Origin of the sequence: Paracoccus stylophorae, assembly GCF_028553765.1 — a bacterium.
Classification (GTDB): Bacteria; Pseudomonadota; Alphaproteobacteria; order Rhodobacterales; family Rhodobacteraceae; genus Paracoccus; species Paracoccus stylophorae.
On the sequence record NZ_CP067134.1, the window covers coordinates 2,795,826 to 2,814,714 of the forward strand.

General features: G+C 68.2%; 16 protein-coding genes, 1 tRNA gene and 1 pseudogene. 9 read left to right on the top strand and 9 right to left on the bottom strand.

Annotation, left to right across the window (positions count from 1 at the left end; translation table 11 throughout):
• The first annotated feature begins 16 nt into the window (after positions 1-16).
• The 5 genes from dctP (at position 17) to JHW45_RS13785 (ending at position 3,525) form a co-directional block, all read left to right on the top strand.
• Positions 17-1,102 (top strand): TRAP transporter substrate-binding protein DctP, encoded by a 1,086-nt coding sequence (gene dctP, locus JHW45_RS13765; RefSeq protein WP_272858171.1) that lies wholly within the window; start codon positions 17-19, stop codon positions 1,100-1,102.
• Between the two features lie 107 nt (positions 1,103-1,209).
• Positions 1,210-1,512: an integration host factor subunit alpha gene (gene ihfA / locus JHW45_RS13770; RefSeq protein WP_272858172.1), complete on the top strand. Its 303-nt coding sequence runs from the start codon at positions 1,210-1,212 to the stop codon at positions 1,510-1,512.
• A 15-nt stretch (positions 1,513-1,527) separates the two neighbouring features.
• Entirely contained in the window at positions 1,528-2,226 is a 699-nt protein-coding gene (locus JHW45_RS13775) for a MerR family transcriptional regulator (protein WP_272858173.1), read from the top strand.
• A gap of 75 nt (positions 2,227-2,301) precedes the next feature.
• Positions 2,302-2,379 (top strand) — tRNA-Pro (locus tag JHW45_RS13780).
• Between the two features lie 78 nt (positions 2,380-2,457).
• A complete protein-coding gene (locus JHW45_RS13785) occupies positions 2,458-3,525 on the top strand; it encodes a 2'-deoxycytidine 5'-triphosphate deaminase (RefSeq protein ID WP_272858174.1) in 1,068 nt (355 codons plus the stop codon).
• Positions 3,526-3,568: 43 nt separating this feature from the next.
• Here JHW45_RS13785 and JHW45_RS13790 read toward each other — a convergent pair whose 3' ends face one another.
• From JHW45_RS13790 to JHW45_RS13825, 8 genes are all read right to left on the bottom strand, one after another.
• A complete protein-coding gene (locus JHW45_RS13790) occupies positions 3,569-4,675 on the bottom strand; it encodes a THUMP domain-containing class I SAM-dependent RNA methyltransferase (protein WP_272858175.1) in 1,107 nt (368 codons plus the stop codon).
• Positions 4,676-4,716: 41 nt separating this feature from the next.
• On the bottom strand, positions 4,717-4,914 hold the full coding sequence (locus JHW45_RS13795; protein WP_272858176.1) for a hypothetical protein: 198 nt from the start codon (positions 4,912-4,914) through the stop codon (positions 4,717-4,719).
• A 9-nt stretch (positions 4,915-4,923) separates the two neighbouring features.
• Positions 4,924-5,541, bottom strand: a complete 618-nt coding sequence (gene scpB / locus JHW45_RS13800) for an SMC-Scp complex subunit ScpB (protein WP_272860622.1) — start codon at positions 5,539-5,541, stop codon at positions 4,924-4,926.
• 82 nt (positions 5,542-5,623) lie between these two features.
• Positions 5,624-6,460 carry a segregation and condensation protein A gene (locus JHW45_RS13805; protein WP_419181806.1) on the bottom strand — a complete coding sequence of 279 codons (837 nt, stop codon included), beginning with the start codon at positions 6,458-6,460 and terminating at the stop codon, positions 5,624-5,626.
• A 149-nt stretch (positions 6,461-6,609) separates the two neighbouring features.
• A complete protein-coding gene (locus JHW45_RS13810; RefSeq protein ID WP_272858177.1) occupies positions 6,610-7,590 on the bottom strand; it encodes a glycoside hydrolase family 3 N-terminal domain-containing protein in 981 nt (326 codons plus the stop codon).
• Positions 7,590-8,750, bottom strand: coding sequence for an SPOR domain-containing protein (locus tag JHW45_RS13815; RefSeq protein WP_272858178.1), 1,161 nt, complete (start codon positions 8,748-8,750; stop codon positions 7,590-7,592). Before JHW45_RS13815 ends, JHW45_RS13810 begins: the two co-directional genes overlap by 1 nt.
• 76 nt (positions 8,751-8,826) lie before the next feature.
• Entirely contained in the window at positions 8,827-10,569 is a 1,743-nt protein-coding gene (argS, locus tag JHW45_RS13820) for an arginine--tRNA ligase (RefSeq protein ID WP_272858179.1), read from the bottom strand.
• A 122-nt stretch (positions 10,570-10,691) separates the two neighbouring features.
• On the bottom strand, positions 10,692-12,815 hold the full coding sequence (locus tag JHW45_RS13825; RefSeq protein ID WP_272858180.1) for a cation:proton antiporter domain-containing protein: 2,124 nt from the start codon (positions 12,813-12,815) through the stop codon (positions 10,692-10,694).
• Between the two features lie 255 nt (positions 12,816-13,070).
• Here JHW45_RS13825 and JHW45_RS13830 point away from each other — a divergent pair.
• Both JHW45_RS13830 and lnt read left to right on the top strand, forming a co-directional pair.
• Positions 13,071-14,624, top strand: a pseudogene (locus tag JHW45_RS13830) (DEAD/DEAH box helicase); the annotation flags it as partial.
• 518 nt (positions 14,625-15,142) lie between these two features.
• Positions 15,143-16,693 (top strand): apolipoprotein N-acyltransferase, encoded by a 1,551-nt coding sequence (lnt, locus tag JHW45_RS13835; protein ID WP_272858181.1) that lies wholly within the window; start codon positions 15,143-15,145, stop codon positions 16,691-16,693.
• A gap of 132 nt (positions 16,694-16,825) precedes the next feature.
• On the opposite strand, the gene JHW45_RS13840 is transcribed toward lnt, so the two are convergent.
• Entirely contained in the window at positions 16,826-17,452 is a 627-nt protein-coding gene (locus JHW45_RS13840; RefSeq protein ID WP_272858182.1) for a J domain-containing protein, read from the bottom strand.
• A gap of 81 nt (positions 17,453-17,533) precedes the next feature.
• Between JHW45_RS13840 and JHW45_RS13845 the strand changes: the two genes are divergently transcribed.
• Positions 17,534-17,785 (top strand): BolA family protein, encoded by a 252-nt coding sequence (locus tag JHW45_RS13845; RefSeq protein WP_272858183.1) that lies wholly within the window; start codon positions 17,534-17,536, stop codon positions 17,783-17,785.
• A gap of 82 nt (positions 17,786-17,867) precedes the next feature.
• Positions 17,868-18,833 (top strand): class II fructose-bisphosphatase, encoded by a 966-nt coding sequence (gene glpX, locus JHW45_RS13850; protein ID WP_272858184.1) that lies wholly within the window; start codon positions 17,868-17,870, stop codon positions 18,831-18,833.
• Positions 18,834-18,889 lie beyond the last annotated feature (56 nt).

Sequence of the window (18,889 nt, forward strand, 5' to 3'; positions counted from 1 at the left end):
CGAGGAGGTAGAGTTGATGAAACACCTGATGACGACCGCCATTGTGGCGCTGACCACCGCCGCGCCGGCCATGGCCGACACCTGGACCATGACGACGACCTGGCCTTCCAGCCTTGAACTGATCGAGATCGACAGGCACTGGGTCGAACTGGCCAACGATCTGGTCGACGACGACAAGCTGACCATCGAGTTCTACGACGGCGGCAGCCTTGTGCCAGCGGGCGAGGTGTTCGGCGCCGTCGAATCGGGCACGATCCAGGCCGGGGCCGACTGGCCGGGTTACTGGGCGGGCCGCGATTCGGCATTCTCGCCGCTGTCGACCACGGCCAGCCTGTTCAACGCCGTGGACTATGTGAACTGGATCCAGGAATGGGGCGGCGCGGACCTGTATAACGAGGTCTATGGCAAGTTCGGCATGGTCTATCTGCCCTATGGCGTGACCAACAACGAATCGGGTTTCCGCACCGTCGACAAGCCGATCGAGACGATCGACGACCTCAAGGGGCTGCGCCTGCGCCTGTCGGGTCTGGAACAGGGCAAGCTGCTGGAAAAGCTGGGCGGCAACCAGGTCAGCATGGCCGGCGGCGAAATCTATCAGTCGCTGGAACGCGGCGTGATCGACGGGGCCGAGTTCTCGACGCCGAACGTGGATTTCTCGGGCGGCTTCCAGCAGGTGACCAAATACTGGTCCACGCCGGGCTGGCACCAGTCGTCGTCGGTCTTTGGGGTGATGATCAACAAGGCCGCGTGGGACGCGCTGGATGAGGAGACGCAGTCGCGGCTGAAGACCGCCGCCGATGCGACCATGCTGTGGAGCCTTGCCTTTACCGAAAAGCGCGCCACCGAGGCCTTCGGCAAGTTCAAGGAAGCCGGGACCGAGATCACGCGTCTGGACGACGACACGCTGGCCCAGATCCAGACCATGGCCAACGAAACCATCGAAGAGGTGGCCTGCGAAAACCCGCTGTCGGCCAAGGTCTATGCCAGCCAGATCGGCTATCTTCAGGACTATGCCCAGTGGCGCGACGCCTCGGCGCCGTTCAACCTGGGGCGGACGCCTGACGGGCCGGACCTGGCCAAGATCCAGGAGTGCGCGCAGTAAACTGCGCAACTTCCGGCACAAGCCACGGGCGGGGAACGATTTCCCCGCCCTTCTCGTTGACAGGTCAGGGATTCCGTCACATCCTGCTGTCAGCAAGAGGAATGATCATGGGCGAAAAAACTCTGACCCGGATGGACCTGGCCGAAGCCGTGTTCCGTGACGTCGGACTGTCGCGCCATGAATCCGCGCAGCTGGTCGAAAGCGTGCTGGACCATGTCTCGGACGCGCTTGTCCGGGGCGAGCAGGTCAAGATCTCGTCCTTCGGCACGTTCAGCGTCCGCGACAAGAACGAACGCATCGGCCGCAACCCCAAGACCGGGGAAGAGGTGCCGATCACGCCCCGCCGGGTGCTGTCCTTCCGCCCCTCGCATCTGATGAAGGAACGGGTCGCGGCGGGCAACAAGCGATAGGGCGGTTTTTCCACCATGAAGAAGGGCGCAGATGCATTCCGCTCGATCGGTGAGGTTGCCAAGCTGATCGGCGTCGCGCCCCATGTCCTGCGCTATTGGGAAACGCAGTTTCCGCAACTTCGACCGATGAAACGCCCCGACGGGCGCCGTTATTACCGGCCCGATGACGTGCGGCTGGCCGCCGGCCTGTGCGAGGTGCTGCGCGACGATGGCCTGACCATCCGCGGCGCGAAGAAGCTGCTGGCGCGCGACCGGGGCGAGACGATCCGCGCCCGCGGCGCCGCCCGCATCGACGGGCTGATCGGCAAGCCGCAGCCGGACAGCGCCGCCCTGCCCCCGGACGCGGCTGACACGGCGCCCGACGCCGATACCGCCGCGCCGGTGCCCGCACCCGCGCGCGGCCACGCGAACGGGCCTGCGCCGCTGCCCGCCAGTGCCGCCGACCCGCCGCCGGATTTCGATGATGAGGAACAGGACGACATGGCCGACCACAGCCCCCGATCGCGTCATCGCCGCCGCCGTCACGGCCAATCGGACGATGGCAGTCTGCCGCTGTTCCCCGATCTGGACCGGACATCGCCCGACGCGGCGTGGCTGACGCGGCTGACCTATCTGTCGGCGCGGCTGCGCCAGACGCCCGGCGGCCATCCGGCGCTTGGCCGGGCGCGTCCGCACATGACCGCGCTGTGCGACGCCATTGCGGGACTTTACTAGAACCGCCGGAACGATGCAGATTTCCGCCTTGCGGCCCTTGTGCAGCGGGGCCGCTTCGCTCTATATGGCCGGCGTCGGGCCGTGGCGCAGCCTGGTTAGCGCGTCCGTCTGGGGGGCGGAAGGCCGCGAGTTCGAATCTCGCCGGCCCGACCATTCCGAAAACGCCCATCCCGCCTGCGGGGTGGGCGTTTCCATATCCGGACCGCGCACGGACGCAACAAGGGGTAAGCGATGAACGGCGTCCTGCCTGACAGCGAAATCCGCGCGCTGATCGACCGCGGCGCGATTGCCGCCGATCCCCCGATCCTGCCGGAACAGATCCAGCCCGCCAGCCTCGATCTGCGTCTGGGGGCCACCGCCTATCGGTTGCGGGCCAGCTTTCTGGCCGGGCGCGGGCATCGCATCGCCGACCGGCTTGCCGAACTGCGCATGCATCAGATGGATCTTGACGGCGGCGCGGTGCTGGAACGCGGCTGCGTCTATCTGGTGCCGCTGATGGAACGGCTGACCCTGCCCGCGGGATTGACCGCCGTGGCCAACGCCAAATCCTCGACCGGACGGCTGGACCTGCTGACGCGGCTGGTCACCGATGACGGCACCGAGTTCGACCGCCTGCCCGAAGCCTATGACGGTCCGCTTTACGCTGAGATCTGTCCGCGCAGCTTTTCCGTGCTGGTCCGCCCCGGCATGCGCCTGAACCAGTTGCGGCTGCGGCGCGGCCAGGCGGTGCTGAACGATGCCGAGCTGCGCGATCTGAACGACCGCGAATCTCTGGTCGGCGGTCCCGCGCTGATCGACAACGGGCTTGGCTTTTCCGTCGATCTGCGCCCCCGGACCGGCGATCTGGTCGGCTATCGCGCCCGTCCGCACAGCGGGGTGATCGACCTGGACCGGATCGGCGCCTATCCCGCGACCGAGTTCTGGGACGAGTTGCGCACGACCGAAGGCCGCCTGATCCTTGATCCCGGCGCGTTCTATATCCTCGTCAGCCGCGAATCGGTGGCGATCCCGCCCAATTACGCGGCCGAGATGGCGCCCTATCTGGCGATGGTGGGCGAATTTCGCGTCCATTACGCCGGGTTCTTCGATCCAGGTTTCGGCATCGGCACCGCCGGTTCCGGCGCCCGCGGCGTGCTTGAGGTGCGCTGCCACGAAGCGCCCTTCGTGCTGGAACACGGGCAGGTGGTGGGCCGGCTGGTCTATGAGCGCATGGCCGCGCGCCCGGACAGGCTGTATGGCGCGGGCATCAGGTCGAATTATCAGGGACAGGGGCTGAAACTGGCCAAGCAGTTCCGATAGGGTCCAGACCCGACTGCGCAACGCGCGTGGCCGTTGCGCGTCGCTATAACGGTGCGGTCTGCCACAGCCGGACCTTCAACCCGCCATGCGCGACGATCGGGCCCGGAGCCTGCCACGGCAGACCGGTTGCCTTCGCCAGTCCCGCCTCGCTGGTCACGATGCCCACGCGCCAGCCTTGGAACCGGCTGCGAAACACCTCGCCCATCGCGGCGTGCAGTCCGAACAGCGGCCCCTTGTTCCCGATCCGCGCGCCATAGGGGGGATTGACAATCACGATGCCCGGTGCCGCATCGGGACGCGCCAGATCGCCGATGGCGCGGCATTCGAACCGGGTCAGGTTCTCGACGCCGGCGGTTTCCGCGTTCCGGCTGCTCATCCGGATTGCGCCGGCATCGCGGTCGCTGCCGAAAAACCGCAGCCCGGGCTGGCGCGGCACCACCGAGTCGCGCATGCGCTGCCAAGCCGCGGCATCGAAACCGGCAAGGTTTTCAAAGGCGAAGCTGCGGCTGCGGCCCGGCGCAAGCCCGGCGGCGATCTCGGCGGCCTCGATCACGAATGTGCCCGATCCGCACATCGGGTCCAGCACCGTCTGGCTGCCGTCGAAACCCATCTGGCGCAGGAACATCGCGGCCATCGTCTCGCGCATCGGGGCCTTGGCGACGGCCGGCTTGTGGCCGCGCTTGTGCAGCGAGGGGCCGGTCGTATCCAGGCTGATCGTCGCCAGATCGTCCTCGATCCGCAGCTTCACGACGATCCCGGCATCGGCACTGACCGGCGCGCCCAGTTCCTCGCGGATTGCCCGCTCGATCCGCTGCGCGGCGGCGCCGGCGTGATAGATGCGGCTGGCCTTGCAGACGGCTTCGACCTTGACCGGCTGATCCTGCCGCAGCACGTCGGACCACGGAAACTTGCGCGCGCGCTTGTCCAGCTGCGCCAGATGCAGGGCGCGAAAGCTGCCCACGCGCGCCAGCACCCGCGTCGCCCCGCGCAGCATCAGATTGGCGCGCCACACATCGGTCCAGCCGCCGCGGATCGTCAGGCCGCCGGGCTGGATGTCGGGCGACCAGCCAAGTTCGCGCATCTCGTCCGCCAGCGGGGCTTCAAGCCCCGGTGTCGCCACCATGAAGATTTCGAACCGATCCGCATCCATCGCGCAGATCTAGCCGGTCGCGCCCCGCTTGGCGAGCAGGTTCAGCGTCCGATCCGCCGCGTCAGGCGTGCGGCCTGCCGCGCGCGTTTCGTCGTCTCGCGCGCCATTCGTGCCTGTTTTGCCGATGTGGCCGGAGTCGCGCCGCCGGGCTTGCCCATCCGGCTCATTCCCTTGCGGATGCCCCAGTTCATGGCGCGGCTGGTCAGCATGCGGGTCAGCATGGCGATGATCTGGTTCATCCGTCTCTCCTATGCGTCGTCGAAAAGATCGTCGGCGGGCGTGCCGTCGTCAAGGTCGTCGTCCTCGTCGCGTGCAATGGTGGGAACCGCCATGCCGGCATCGGGCGGGCGCGATTCCAGCAAGCCGGCTGCGCGCAGTTCGGACAGGCCGGGCAGATCGCGCGCCGATTCCAAGCCGAAATGGTCCAAAAAGCCTTCGGTCACGACAAAGGTCGCGGGGCGCCCCGGCGTCATCCGCCTGCGCCCCATGCGGACCCATTCCATCTCGATCAGCTGATCCAGCGTGCCGCGGCTGACGGCAACGCCACGAATCTCCTCGATCTCGGCGCGGGTGACGGGCTGGTGATAGGCGACGATCGCCAGCGTCTCGACCGCCGCGCGCGACAGGCGGCGCTGTTCCACCGTTTCGGTCTGCATCAGGAAGGACAGATCGGCGGCGGTGCGAAAGGCATAGCCGTCGCCCAACCGCTCGATCGTCACGCCGCGCCCGTCATAGCGCCGCCGCAGCCCCGCCAGCGCCTCGGCCGGATCGCAGCCGGCGGGCAGGCGCGCGGCCAGGTCGCGCACCGAAACGGGCTGGGCCGAGGCGAACAGGATCGCCTCGACCATCCGTTCCTGCTGATCCATCGGCGGCGGCGGAAAATGCGGCGCGGCCGCCTCGTGCGGATTGGACGGGTCGGATCGGTCGGGCGGGGTCGGATCGGTCACGTCAGGTCTCGGCTGTCGGTGTGCGGCGAAAGCTGATCGGCGCGAATGTGTCGGACTGGCGGATCTGCAACCGCCCCTGCCGCGCCAGTTCAAGCGAGGCGGCAAAGGTCGCGGCGGTGGCCGAGCGGCGGCGCGCACCGTGAGCCTGCCACCCGTCGGGCAGGAAGTCCGACAGATCGGTCCAGTCGCCCGCGAACCCGATCATCCGCCGCATCCGGTCCAGCGCCTGTTCCATGCTGAACACGTCCTGCCGGTCGAAGGCATAGGGGCGGAATTCGTCGCGCGTCTTCATCCGCGCATAGGCGCGCATCAGGTCGATCAGCCCGGCCTGCCATTCGGTCCGCCGCCTGCGGGCGATGGCCTCGGGTGCGCCGCGCGGAAACCGGCTGATCCCCAGCCGGTCGCGCCCCATCAGCCGCGCCGCCACCTGCCGCATCGCGTCCAGGCGTTCAAGCTGGAACGCCAGATGTGCGGCCATATCCTCGGCCGAGGGGCCATCGGCTTCGGGATCGGGCGGCAGCAGCAGACGCGATTTCAGGAATGCCAGCCACGCGGCCATGACCAGGTAATCGGCGGCCAGTTCGATCCGCAGCTTGCGCGCCTGTTCGACGAAGAGCAGATATTGTTCGGCCAGATGCAGGACCGAGATCCGCATCAGGTCCACCTTCTGGCTGCGGGCCAGCGTCAGCAGCAGATCCAGCGGCCCCTCGAACCCGTCGACATCGACGATCAACGCCTCTTCCGCCCGTCTGGCCGCGACCGAACCCGCATCGACATCGCGGGCCGGTTCGTCCGGCACGGGGCGCAGATAGGGCACGTCTGTCGGGTGTCTGGCCAAGGGGTCTCCGTCGCTGTCGGCGGCCAGAGTCCGTCTTCGGCCGGTGCGAGTCAAGCGGGCCGTTCCGTGCGTCCCGCGACCGCCGGGGGGCTTCGCGCCCCCCGGACCCCCCGCGAGGTATTTGGAAAGAGGGCGAGGGGTGCGGCGGTCTAGGCCACCAGGTCGCGCCATTCCGCCATCAACGCGCGGCGGTCGTGATCCTGCGGCGGACGGCGCTGCGCCAGCGCGGCATCGGCGCGGCGTTGCGCGTTCGGGCCAAGGGGGCCTGCGGCCTCGACCACCGGCTGCATGCTGGCGATCGTGCCGTTGCAGTGCAGGACCAGATCGCAGCCGGCGGCGATGGCGGCGGTGGCGCGTTCGGCCTCGGTCCCCGACAGCGCGTTCATGGTGATGTCGTCGGTCATCAAAAGCCCGTCAAAGCCGATCCGGTCGCGGATCAGCGCGATCACCGTGCCCGAGGCGGTCGCCGGCGCATAGTCCAGCGCCGGAAAGCGGATATGGGCGGTCATGCCCATCGGCAGGTCTTTCAGCGCGCGGAACGGGGCGAAATCCAGCGCGTCGAGATCGTCGAGGCCGGCGGTGACGGTCGGCAGGTCGTGGTGGCTGTCGGCGATGGCGCGGCCGTGGCCGGGCAGATGTTTCATCACCGGCAGCACGCCCGAGGCCAGCAGCCCGTCGGCGGCGGCGCGGCCCAGTTCCGCCACCGTTCCCGGATCGGTGCCCAGGCAGCGATTGCGCAGAAAAGGATGGGTGTCGGGCTGCGCCACGTCCAGCGTGGGCGCGCAGTCCGAATCGATGCCGACATCGTGCAGTTCGCGCCCGATCAGGTAATGGCGCAGCCACATCGCCCGCACCCCTGCCCGCGCCTGGTCCAGCGGGGCGGGCCATTCCGCCCAGTGCGGCGCGCGCAGGCGCTGAACCCGGCCGCCTTCCTGATCGACGGTGATGAGGGCATCGCGGCCGACCGCGTCGCGCAGATCGCCGGTCAGGCGGCGCAGCTGGTCGGGGCGGTCGATGTTGCGACCGAACAGGATAAAACCCCAAGGGTCGGCCGCGCGGAAGAAATCCCGCTCGGCCGCGGTCAGTGCGGTGCCGGCGATCCCGCCCAGGATCGTCGCGTTCGGCGCCATTACGGCGCCAGCGCGAGACAGTCCGTGCCGCCGGATTTCAGCGCGGCGCAGAACTGCCGTGCCTCGCCGATATCGCCAAAGCCCGCGACGCGCAGACGCCAGAAGGTGCGGCCGTTGGCGCTGTGCTGCTGGATCACCTGCCCCTTGCCCGAGAACAGCGAGCCGAACTTGCCCGTCAGCCGGTTCCATTCGCCCGACGCGATGGCGTTGCTGTCGAAGGCGCCGATCTGGACCAGCGGACCGCCGGCAGAGGCGGCCGCCGGGGCGGGGGCCGAAGCGGGTTCGGGTGAAGGCGGCGGCGGCGCGGAATCTGCCGCAGCGGCCGGGCGGGCGACGCTGGCCGCAGGCGATGCGGCGGCCACGCGGGCGGTGCGCGGGCGCGGCGCGGGGCGCGGCGATGCAGTCAGGATGCCGGGATTGGCTGCGGCCTGCGCCTGGATCAGCGCGGCGGTGATTGCGTCGGGCTGGGCCGGTGCGCCGTTTTCGTCGGTGACGACCTCGTTCACGGGGCCTTCGGCCGCCGGCGCGTCGATGATGGCGGCCTGTTCGACGCTGTGGTCGGCCAGCGCCAGACGTTCCGCCTCGGCTGCGGCCTCGGCTTCGGCCAGCGCGCGCGCCTCGCTGTCGGACAGCGGGGTGATCGGCTCGCCATCGAAGCTGAGCGGCACCTCGGACGGGTTTTCCGGCTCGCGCGCGGTGGCGCCGAACTGGCCCATCGCCAGATCCTCATCGCTCAGCTCGGTGGTCGAGGGGGCGATGGCGACCCGGTCGGTCGGGGCGGGCTGCGCGCCTTCGGCCACGTCGTTGACGGCATAGCCGGTATAGCTGGTCAGTTCGCCGCCCGGATCGTCGGGGGTGGTGCGCGCCTCGCCGGCGATGGCCTTGATGACCGGCACGCCCGAGACGTCGCGCGACACCAGTTGCCAGCCCCACGCCATCAGCCCGACCATCAGCCCGACCGAGGCCAGCGCGCCCAGATAATGCGTCAGCCGCGCGATTCGGGCCGTGAACCCTTCGGCCCCGTCGGGGTCGGCCGCAAAGCGCCGGTCGTCCTGCGGTTGGCCCTGGTCGTCCCAGCCACCCTGTTCATAGGAAAATTCGCGCCGCACCTTGTGACGCGAGAACACATAGCCGCCTTCGCGGAAATCCATCACTGCCATAGCCTGCCTGCCTGACTGCCCGGTTGACCCGGTGTTACCGTTGACTGCTCGTTTTCGTCCGGCGGGGCGCCTTGAATCAGCGCATTTCCTCGACCGGAGTCACGCCAAGGATAGCGAGGCCCGATGAAATGACAACGCCGACGGCCCGGACCAGCGCGATTTTTGCCTGGCTGGTGGCGGCGCTGCCATCCTGAAGAAAGCGCAGCGACGGATCGTCATTGCCCCGGTTCCACAACGAATGCAGGTCAGAGGCGATGTCATAGAGGAAAAACGCGACCCGGTGCGGCTCGTGCGCGCGGGCGGCGATTTCCACAAGGCGTGGCCATTCGGCAACTTTCCGGGCCAGGTCAAGCTCGGCCTGATGCGAAATCGCGGTCAGATCGGCCGACAGAAGCGCGTCGTCCGACACGTCGATTCCGGCCTCGGCGGCGCGGCGCAGGACCGAATGGACCCGCGCGCTGGCATACTGGACATACCAGACCGGGTTGTCGCGGGATTGTTCCAGCACGCGCGCGAAATCGAAATCCAGCGCCGCGTCGTTCTTGCGCGTCAGCATGATGAAGCGGGTGACGTCGGCGCCCGCCTCTTGCACGACGTCGCGCAGGGTGACGAAGGTGCCGGCGCGCTTCGACATCTTGAACGGCTCGCCGTTGCGATACAGCCTGACCAGCTGGACCAGCTTGATGTCCAGCGGCACACGCCCGTCCGACAGCGCCCGGACCGCCGCCTTCATCCGCTTGACATAGCCGCCGTGATCGGCGCCGAACACGTCGATCAACTGGTCGAAGCCGCGGTCGATCTTGTCCCAGTGATAGGCGATGTCGGGCGCGAAATAGGTCCATGCGCCGTCGGATTTCTGGATCGGACGGTCCACGTCGTCGCCATGCGCCGACGATCTGAACAGCAATTGTTCGCGCGCCTCCCAATCCTCGGGCAGCTTTCCCTTGGGCGGTTCCAGCACACCGCGATAGATCAGGCCAAGACTGTCCAGCCGTGCGATCGCGGCCTCGATCCTGCCGGTGCCGTAAAGCGCCTTCTCGCTGGAATACACATCCATGCGGACGCCAAGCGCGGCCAGATCGGCGCGGATCACCTGCATCATCGCCTCGGTCGCGAAATCGCGGATCTCGTCAAGCCAGTCGGATTCGGGCCGGTCCAGCAGGCTGCCGCCGTATTTCTCGCGCAGCGCCTCGCCGACCGGGATCAGGTAATCGCCGGGATACAACCCCTCGCGGATCTCGGGCGCCAGCCCGTTGGCCTCGCGATAGCGTTCATAGGCCGAGCGCGCCAGAACATCGACCTGCGCACCGCCATCGTTGATATAGTATTCGCGCGTCACGTCATGGCCGGAGAATGCCAGCAGATTGGCCAGCGCATCGCCGAACACCGCCCCGCGCACATGGCCCACATGCATCGGGCCAGTGGGGTTGGCGCTGACGAATTCGACATTGACCCTTTCGCCCTGACCAAAGGTCGAGCGGCCGAAATCGTTGCCCGCCCGGATCGCGGTGGCGACGATGTCCTGCCAGACCGAGGGCGACAGGCGCAGGTTCAGAAAGCCCGGTCCGGCAATCTCGGCTTTTTCGATGCGCGGATCGGTCAGGCGCGCGGCCAGCTTCTCGGCAAGCTCGCGCGGCTTCATCGCGGCGGGCTTTGCCAGCACCATGGCGGCATTGGTCGCCAGATCGCCATGCGCCGGATCGCGCGGCGGCTCGACCGCGACATTGGCGTAATCCAGACCGGCCGGCAGTTCGCCCGCCTGCGTCATCTGGTCCAGCGCATCCAAGACGACGCCGCGAAGATCGGTGAAAAGGTTCATGTTCGGCTTCCTGACTGACCTGCGCGGGTTAACGCCTGCGACCGGGGAAGGTCAACAGCGACGGCAGCCGCGACCCGTGCCCGGCCCGGCAAGCCAGGGCGGGCGCGCGCAAGATGGCCGGGTCAGTCGGACTTGCGGCCCTTGTCCTTGTCGTTGTCCTTGTCGGGGGCCGGTTCGTCCTCATCCGGCAGGTCGGCGTCGGGGTCGGGCTGGGGCGCGCCTTCATCGGGCGTCTTGCCGTCGCTGGCATCGCCCTCGGTCTCGACCAGTTCGGGGTCGTCCTTCAGCTCTTCGCGCAGCTCGTCGGCCTGGTCGCGTGCCTCGCCGCCCGCGACGCTGCCATTGCCCTCGCCGCGCTTGACCGCCTCGGCCTCGGCGCGGGCGACCTGCTTGGCCTTTTCCTGCGGCTTGGTCTGCGCCTCGTTCTCGCGTTCGATCTCTTGCGCGACCTCGGGCGGCAGCATCGACACGATCCGCACATCCGGCTTGTCCACCAGATCGTCATCGTCGCTGACGAACCACATCTCTCCGTTCTGCACGACGGCCAGCGCGATCGCCCCCTCGCGCGCGGCGCGCCAGTCTTCCAGCCCGTATTCCTCGGTCAGGCGGGTGGTGCGCATGATCCAGCCCTCGGCCAGCAGTTCCAGATACTGCGCCAGCGTCCGGTTGCCGTCGATGGTCTGGCCACCCAGTTGTGTGGGCAGGGCGTGGCGGGCGCGGTCTTCCTTGTGGCGCGCCAGTTGCCAGATCTTCTCGCGTCCGAATTCGGGCGCCAGATCGGTGGCGACCAGGGTGTTGTAGGCATCGTTGTCCGACGCCGCCAGGATCGCGCCATAGGCGATGAATTCGACGTTGTATTCCGCCGCCTCGCCCAGAATGTCGCCATAGAAGGTCTGGACGCCCGCCGCCCGCGCGGTGCGCAGATGGTCGCGGTTGGTGTCGGTGATCAGCACGTTCACATCGGCCTTTTCCAGCGCCTTCGACAGGCTGGTGGCGAACAGCGAGCCGCCGACGATCAGCAGGCCGGGCTTTTCGCCCGAGGTCAGGCCAAGCCGGCGTGCCAGCGGCGCAAGGGTGAAGCCGTGCAGAACCACCGTCGCCAGCACCAGCACGAAAGCCAGCGGCGCGATCTGCGCGCCGCCTTCGATGCCCTCGGCCACAAGCCGGTCGGCAAAGATGCCCGACACGGCGACCAGCACCACCCCCCGCGGGCCGGTCAGCGCGATCAGCCAGCGTTCCTTCATCGGCAGGTTGGTCCCGATCAGCGAGATCATCACCGTCAGGGGCCGCGCGACCAGCACCACGGCGGCGACGAACAGCCCGGCGCGCAGCCAGTTCAGCTGCGCCAGCGTGTCGAACTCGATCCCCGCCGCCAGCAGGATGAACACGCCCGACACCAGAAGGATCGTCGCATGTTCCTTGAACCGGTGCAGTTCCTGATAGCTGGGCAGATCGGCATTCGCGATCACCAGACCCATCACCGTGACCGCCAGAAGCCCGCTTTCATGCAGCAGGCTATCGGCGCCCGCGAACACCCCCAGCACGGCGACGAACAGCAGCGGCACCTTCATGTATTCGGGCACCCAGCCCCGCCGGAACGCCTGCACCAGCAGATAGCCCGCGACCACGCCGATCGCCGCGGCAAAGCCGGTGCCCAGGATCAGCTGCGCCAACGCCTCGTCCCAGGTCGCGCCGGTGTTGCGCACCAGCACGATCTCCAGCGCGACGACGGCGACCAGCGCGCCGATGGGGTCGTTGACGATCCCCTCCCATTGCAGCGTCTGCGCGGGACGAGAGGTCAGCTTGGCCTGCCGCAGCAGCGGCGCGATCACGGTCGGGCCGGTCACGATCATGATGCCGCCCAGAACGATCGCCGCCTGCCAGCCCAGCCCCGCCACCAGCACAAGTGTCAGCGACGACAGCGCCCAGCCCAGAGGCGCGCCGATATAGACCAGCCGCCGCACCGCCGGCCGCGCATCGGCCAGCTTCTTGAAGCTGAGCGTCAGCCCGCCCTCGAACAGGATCACCGCCACCGCCAGCGAGATCATCGGCGGAACGATGTCGCCGATATCGCGGGCCGGAACGAAGATCCCCGTCACGGGTCCCAGGAACAGCCCGGCCGCCAGCATCAGCACGATGGCCGGCAGCCGGAACCGCCACGCCAGCCACTGCGCGCCCACCCCGGCGGCGCCCACGACCGCGAATGCCTGTATCGGGCCAAGCCCGCCCGTCAGTTCCAATGCCATGCCTGATCCTGTCCCTTGTCCTGCCAGAACCTGTCGGGGCCTGCGCGGTTCCCGAAACCTGTCACTTTGTCAGGGTGATGTCCTGACAGATTGACGTTTCTTGCGCTTTGGTCTAGGCGAAACGTGGCCCGCATCCGGCGGGCTGACCGAAGGGGCGTGCGGATTTGCGTCCCATCTGGGCCGCATGGGCGCCATTCCGGGCGCGCGGCATGGAACGCATCGTGCAACAGCGCGCGACATCTTGGAAAGCCCCGCATGACAAAATTCTCCGATCTCAAGCTTGACCCGAAGGTGCTGAAGGCCATCGCCGAGGCAGGCTATGAAACGCCGACGCCGATTCAGGCCGGGGCGATTCCGCCCGCGCTGGAAGGCCGCGACGTTCTGGGGATCGCCCAGACCGGCACCGGCAAGACCGCCAGCTTCACCCTGCCGATGATCACGTTGCTGGGCCGCGGCCGCGCGCGCGCGCGCATGCCCCGGTCGCTTGTGCTGTGTCCGACCCGCGAACTGGCCGCGCAGGTGGCCGAGAATTTCGACATCTACGCCAAGCACACCAAGCTGACCAAGGCGCTGCTGATCGGCGGCGTCAGCTTTGGCGAACAGGACAAGCTGATCGACCGCGGCGTGGACGTGCTGATCGCGACGCCCGGCCGGCTGCTGGATCATTTCGAACGCGGCAAGCTGCTGCTGACGGGCGTGCAGATCATGGTCGTGGACGAGGCCGACCGGATGCTGGACATGGGCTTCATCCCCGACATCGAACGTATCTTCCAGCTGACGCCCTTCACCCGCCAGACCCTGTTCTTCAGCGCCACCATGGCCCCCGAGATCGAGCGGATCACGAACACCTTTCTGCACACGCCCGAACGGATCGAGGTCGCGCGGCAGGCCACCGCCAGCGAGACGATCACCCAGAAGCTGATCGAGATCACGCCGACGCGCCGCGACCAGACCGCCAAGCAGAAGCGCGAATTGCTGCGCGCGCTGATCGACGCCGAGGGCGACAAGCTGAAGAACGCGATCATCTTCAGCAACCGCAAGACCGATGTGGACATCGTCGCCAAGTCGCTGGCCAAGCACGGCTATGACGCGGCACCCATCCACGGCGATCTGGATCAAAGCCACCGCACCCGGACGCTGGACAGTTTCCGCGACGGCAGCCTGAAGCTGCTGATCGCCTCGGACGTCGCCGCGCGCGGGCTGGACATTCCCGCCGTCAGCCATGTCTTCAATTTCGACCTGCCCAGCCATGCCGAGGATTACGTCCACCGCATCGGCCGCACCGGACGCGCGGGCCGGCAGGGCACCGCGATCAGCATCGCCACGCCCTCGGACGACAAATACCTGGCCGCGATCGAGAACCTGTTGAAGCAAAGCCTGCCCCGCGCCGACGCGCCCGAGGGATTTTCGCTGTCCGACAGCGGCAGCCCGGCGTCTCATGGCGACCGCAACCGCGACCGCGACGATCGCCGGAACGGCCGCGACAAGCGCCGCCGCGGCCGCCGCGACGACGACCGCAAGCCGGACGATCAGAAAGCCGCCGAAACGCCTGAGGACAAGTCGCCCGCGCCCGCCGCCGAAGCGACGCCGCGCCAGGAGCGGAACGAGCGGCAGGACCGCAACGAGCGGCAGGACCGGACCGAGCGGCAGGACACGCGGCGCGACGACCGTCAGCGCGGTCGCGGACGCGGGCGCGACGATCATCGCGGCCCGGCGGTCACGGGCATGGGCGATCACGTGCCCGAATTCATGCTGGTCAGCCTGCGCCCGGCCGTCGAAAGCGCCGAGACGTCCGATTCCGACGCGCCGGATGCACCCGACAATCAGGCAGCCGAAAAACCCGCGCAGCCCAAGCCCGCGCGCGGCCGCAAGCCCGCCCGTCAGGCCGAGGATGCGGCCGATACGCGCGAACCGGCGACCGAGGCAAAAGAAGCCGACCGGACCGACACGTCCCAGACCGAAGATGCGGCCGAGGCCGAGGCGGCACCGGCGAAACCTAAGCGCACCCGGCGCAAGAAGGCGGAAACGCCCGAGGCACAGGCCGAGCCCGGCGCTGAACCGGACGCTCAGCCCAAGCCGCGCAAGACGCGCGCGCGCAAGGCCAAGACCGACGAAGCCGCGCCTGACACCGCCGAAGAGACGCCGAAACCCAAACGCACCCGCCGCAAGAAGGTCGAGGACGCGCCCGAGGCCGAAGCCTCGGAGGATGCGCCCAAGCCACGGCGGACGCGGCGCAAGAAGACAGACTCCGACGCCTCGGACGGGAACGACCACCAGGCGAACGGCAACTCTCAGGACAACGCCGACGCCGGCGCCTGATCCGGCCGATGCAGGACCGACTGAGCCCGCCGCACCTGCACCCGCGACGCCCGCCGCTGATCCGGCTTGCGCCCGATCTGGGGCTGGGGCTGATCGCGGCGCTTGGCCTTGCGCCTGCCGGCGTGTGGGGCGCAACCGTCGTCGCCCTCGCCGCGATCCTGTGGCGGCTGGCGCGCGCCCGGCCCGCCGCCGTGTTCTGGCACGGGCTGGCGGCGGGGCTGGGCTGGTTCGTTCTCGCGATGTCCTGGATCGTCGAGCCGTTTCTGGTCCAACCCGACATCTATGGCTGGATGGCGCCCTTCGCGCTGATCCTGATGGCGCTTGGCGGCGCGCTGTTCTGGGCGATCCCGGTGTGGCTGGCGGCGCGGGTGGCGCCGGGCTGGCGCAGCCGCATCATCGCCATGGCTGCGGCGCTGATCCTGTCCGACTGGCTGCGCGGCTGGATCTTCACCGGCCTGCCCTGGGCGCGGATCGGCCATGTCTGGATCGACACGCCGGTCGCGCAGGCGGCGGCCTGGATCGGCGCGGTCGGTCTCAGCCTGCTGACGCTGACCCTCGCATCATTGCCGGCGCTGCTGTGGCGTCCGTCGGAACGAACGATCTTCGGCTTTCTGCCGGGCGCGATCCTGGCCATCGTGCTGACGGGCGGGCTGTGGGCGGCCGGTCTGGCGCGACTGGCCCAACCGCTGCCGGCCGACCGGGACGCGGTTGTGCGCATCGTCCAGCCCGATGCCGAACAGCACCTGAAATGGGACCCCGAATGGTCGGCGGTGTTCTTTCGCCGCCTGCTGGACCTGTCGGCCGAACCCGGCCGGCGCGATCTGGTGATCTGGCCCGAAACGGCGGTCAACTTCCTGCTGAACGACGCGGACGAGGTGCTGCCGGCGATGGCTCAGGCCGCGGGTGCGCCGCTGGTCCTTGGCATCCAGCGGCGACAGGACAGCCGCTTTTACAACAGCCTGACCCTGCTGTCGCCCGAGGGCCGGATCCTGTCCACCTATGACAAGTTCCACCTTGTGCCGTTCGGCGAATACATGGCTTGGGGCGATGCGCTGGCCAATATGGGCATCACCGCCTTCGCCGCCCGCTACGGTCACGGCTACTCCGCAGGGCCGGGGCCGGCGGTGATGTCGGCGCCTGGCCTGCCCGATTTCCAGCCGCTGATCTGTTACGAGGCGATCTTTCCCCAGCATCTGCGCGGGCTCGACGCGCGGCCCGGCTGGCTCCTGCAAGCCACCAACGATGGCTGGTTCGGTCGGCTTTCCGGCCCCTATCAGCATCTGGCCCAGGCCCGGCTGCGCAGCATCGAAACCGGGCTGCCGCTGATTCGCGCCGCCAATACCGGGGTCAGCGCGGTGATCGACGCGCGCGGCCGGGTCCGGGACCGGCTGGCCCTGGGCGGGATCGGCCATATCGACGCGAAACTGCCGGGCGCGCTGCCCGAGACCGTCTGGTCGCGCGCAGGCCCCGCCCCGGTCGTCATTCTTGCGCTGCTGGCGCTGATCGCCGCCGCCCTCCTGCCCCGCCTGCGCACCAAAGACAGACCGCCGCGCCCCTGACCGCCCGATCTGCGCGACAGGTCGGGGACGGGCACCGGCCCCGCCCCTCGCCCTCTTTGCAAATACCTGCGGGGGTGAATTGGCCGCAGGCCAAGAGGGGGCCGGCGAGGCCCCCTTGCCTCGGTCGTGGCCTCAGTCGCGGAAATGCCGGCTGTCCTTGACCTGGTCCCACGCCCAGACGACCTCGGCCAGCCGATCCTCGTCCGACCGGTCGCCGCCATTCATGTCGGGATGCAGATCCTTGACCAGAGATTTGTATTGCTTGCGGATTTCGGTCCGGGTCCAGCTGTCGCGCGCCTCAAGGATCTCCAGCGCCTTGCGTTCGGTCGGCGGCAGCTTGCGGGCGACGCGGGCGCGCGCCTCGGACGAGGTGCCGTTCGCGCCCAGGATCTCGTGCGGGTCGCTGACGCCGTGGCGCGCCCATGCCTGTTCCTGCGCGGCGCGACCGAACGGCTTGGTCGGGCGTTCCCAGACGGTGGCGTTGTCCAGAAATTTCTGGAACTCCTCTTCCGACTGGCCCTGAAAATAGTTCCAGTTGGCGTTGTATTCGCGCACATGGTCTTTGCAGAACCAGAAATAATCGTCCAGATTGCGCGGGTTCTTGGGCGCCCGATACTGCCCGGGTTCGTTGCACCCCTCGCGCTCGCAGATGCGGGTCGAGGTTTCGAACGCGCCGGACATGCCGCGGCGGCCCTTGTTGCGCCGCTTCTTGTCCTTGGCGGCGGAAATGTCGAAACCGAACGGGTCGTTACTGCTCATGCTGGGGCACCTTTGCGACTCGGAGGCGGCAGTTTAGGCTATTTGACGGCACATGAAAGGTCTTGACGGAAGGATATGGGGATGATCGCGGACGAGATACAGGACCGGCTGGCGACGCTGTCGCCCACGCGGCTTGAGGTGATCGACGAAAGCGAGGCGCATCGCGGCCACGCCGGGTATCGCGAGGGCGGGCAAAGCCATTTCCGCATCCGCATGGCCAGCCCCGCCTTTGCCGGGATCGGCCGGGTGCAGCGCCACCGGCTGATCCACAACACCCTGGGCGACATCGTTCCGCGCATCCACGCGCTTGCGCTGGAACTGTCCGACAGCTGAGCCGTTAGCGCCGTCAGGCTTGCCGCCTGCCGGGGCGGCGCGTAGAAGCCGGCCAACACGAATGACAACGAGGGATGAGGCCATGACCCTGCCCAGGGATTTCAACGATCGCATGCTGTCCTTGGGACTGGCCCGTGTCAGCGAGGCGGCGGCCCATGCCTCGGCCCGGCTGATCGGCCGCGGCGACGAAAAGGCCGCCGATCAGGCGGCGGTGAACGCGATGCGCGATCAGCTGAACATGCTGGACATCAAGGGCGTCGTCGTCATCGGCGAGGGCGAGCGCGACGAGGCGCCGATGCTGTATATCGGCGAAGAGGTCGGCAACGGCAACGGCCCCGAGGTCGACATCGCCCTTGATCCGCTGGAGGGCACGACGCTGACGGCCAAGGACATGCCGAACGCGCTGACCGTGATCGCCATGGCGCCGCGCAACACCCTGCTGCACGCGCCCGACGTCTATATGGACAAGCTGGCCATCGGGCCGGGCTATCCCGTCGATGTCGTCAGCCTGGAAATGTCGCCCGCTGAACGTGTCCGCGCCCTGGCCCGTGCCCGCGGCTGTCAGGACAGCGACATCACCGTCTGCATCCTGGAACGCCCCCGCCACGAAGACATGATCGACGAGGTGCGCCAGACCGGCGCCGCGATCCGCCTGATCACCGATGGCGACGTGGCCGGCGTGATCCACACCGCCGAGGCGGAACTGACCGGCATCGACATGTATATGGGATCGGGTGGCGCGCCCGAAGGGGTGCTGGCGGCCAGCGCGCTGAAATGCATGGGCGGACAGATGTGGGGCCGCCTGCTGTTTCGCAACGATGACGAAAAGGGGCGCGCCAAGTCCGCAGGAATTACTGATCTTGACCGCATCTATGCGCGCGACGACCTGGTGACGGCGGATGTGATCTTTGCCGCGACCGGCGTCACCAACGGCTCGATCGTGGCGGGCGTCAAGCGCGAACCGGGCTATCTTCAGACCGAGACCATCCTGATGCGGTCCAAGACCGGGTCCGTCCGGCGCATGATCTATCGCAACCCGGTCAAGTGACAGGGACGGTCCGCCCGGCCCCGTCGCGACGTTCGGGCCGTTCGGGCAGGCAAGAA